This is a genomic window from Bacillus sp. JJ1127 (assembly GCF_036965845.1).
Lineage (GTDB): Bacteria > Bacillota > Bacilli > Bacillales > Bacillaceae_G > Bacillus_A.
In genome coordinates this window covers 1-1,026 of sequence record NZ_JBALQK010000378.1, presented here as the reverse complement: position 1 = coordinate 1,026, position 1,026 = coordinate 1, and the positions used below count along the sequence as shown (strand labels likewise).

The window sequence follows — 1,026 nt, the reverse complement described above, 5'->3', positions numbered from 1 at the left end:
TTTAAAAAACGACATGTTTTCATAAAAAATTACCTCCTCACTTGTAATAGTTCCAACGAAAGGTCAAAAACGACATGTTTATGAAAAAAAAAATAAAAAAAGAGCACCGCTACCGACACGATGCTCCCTCCGTTTATTTACTTCACCGTTACATAATGTAATAGAAAATCGATGATACTTTTATCTTTGAACTGACTCACGTCCGTAGTAGATAACGGTCGCTTGCTATATACATGTATCTCGAGAAAATTGTCGCTAAGGTCTTTCGTATCCAAAAACGTTTGGAAGTCGTATACGCCCATATGATATTCGTCTGCCGTTAAAAATAACGATTCATTCAGCATCATACCTTCTAACATACAAGTTTCGTAGTGATCGTCGATTTCAAAACGCCGTTCCATTTTAAACACATCGCCTGCTTTTAATTCCATATCTCATTCCCCCTTTGATATTTCGATAGAATCCACCTGGTCGAGCACTAATGTAACCTCGCACAATACATACCTACCAAATATGCACTCCACGTTACCACGTTGCTACAATTAAGATCGCAACTGATGCACCCGCCAACCGTGCACCAACCAACGACCACCTCGTTAGTTAAACCGTCAAGCCAGCGCCACCTGTTACTCTACTAATTTAACTAAAACGCCATCCTCCATATTTTCCCGTTCATACCTCAATGGATGGAATGGATTCGCTTATTCGTTACTTCCAAAATAAATTTTCAAATGCCGCATAACTTAACTCGTCGCACCCACATTGAGTATTCGGACTTATATGTGGTAACAATTCACGGAACTGCTGCGGTGAAATATTTACGAAACTCTCCGTCTCCGCTATATATACGTTGTACCATCCTACGATTGTCTTACGATAATTAACCTGGACTTTCTGTGCGATATCTGACAATGCTAATACTCCCATTTTCGCTTCCTCCATTTTATAAAATATGCGCTATAAACATATCGATAGCGTACAACGTACCACCTACGCCGAAAACTCCGTAATACCAAGTGCGATCAG

The 1,026-nt window shown here is 39.8% G+C and carries 2 protein-coding genes and 1 pseudogene; all 3 read right to left on the bottom strand.

What is annotated here, in order from left to right; genetic code table 11:
• Window positions 1-137 precede the first annotated feature (137 nt).
• On the bottom strand, window positions 138-431 hold the full coding sequence (locus tag V7183_RS24710; RefSeq protein ID WP_335361182.1) for a hypothetical protein: 294 nt from the start codon (window positions 429-431) through the stop codon (window positions 138-140).
• Between the two features lie 277 nt (window positions 432-708).
• Window positions 709-927 (bottom strand): hypothetical protein, encoded by a 219-nt coding sequence (locus V7183_RS24705; protein ID WP_335361181.1) that lies wholly within the window; start codon window positions 925-927, stop codon window positions 709-711.
• A 16-nt stretch (window positions 928-943) separates the two neighbouring features.
• A pseudogene (locus V7183_RS26105) lies at window positions 944-1,026 on the bottom strand (DUF3961 domain-containing protein); the annotation flags it as partial.

Bases quoted from the DNA above. Each gene is read 5' to 3' on its own strand.
- V7183_RS24705 (WP_335361181.1), bottom strand. From the start codon at position 927: ATGGGAGTATTAGCATTGTCAGATATCGCACAGAAAGTCCAGGTTAAT.
- V7183_RS24710 (WP_335361182.1), bottom strand. From the start codon at position 431: ATGGAATTAAAAGCAGGCGATGTGTTTAAAATGGAACGGCGTTTTGAA.